Origin of the sequence: Paraburkholderia sp. BR14320, assembly GCF_040948665.1 — a bacterium.
Classification (GTDB): domain Bacteria; phylum Pseudomonadota; class Gammaproteobacteria; order Burkholderiales; family Burkholderiaceae; genus Paraburkholderia; species Paraburkholderia youngii.
On the sequence record NZ_JBFPKG010000383.1, the window covers coordinates 1 to 252 of the forward strand.

Annotated in this window: 1 pseudogene; it reads right to left on the minus strand. The window is 57.5% G+C overall.

Annotated features, from left to right (window positions below):
- Positions 1-120: 120 nt before the first annotated feature.
- Positions 121-252, minus strand: a pseudogene (locus AB3X89_RS40740) (histidine kinase dimerization/phospho-acceptor domain-containing protein); the annotation flags it as partial.

Consider the following 252-nt stretch of genomic DNA (forward strand, 5'->3'; position numbering starts at 1 on the left):
AGCGGGCACGGCAGTTCGGAGAGGCGTTCACGGCTTGATTGGCTTATGCTGCCATTGAATAAGGAGAATCGACTTCATAACCGTAGGGCTTATGATAGCAATTCGACCGAATCTTGGCCGTACCCCATGCTGGCGAAGCGCATCATCTGTTTCGGCGAGCGCAACCTGGGCTTGGGTTCGAATCGCCGCGATCGGCGTGCGCAACTCATGAGCCGCATCCGCAGTGAACCGGCGCTCTGCTTCCCAGACTGT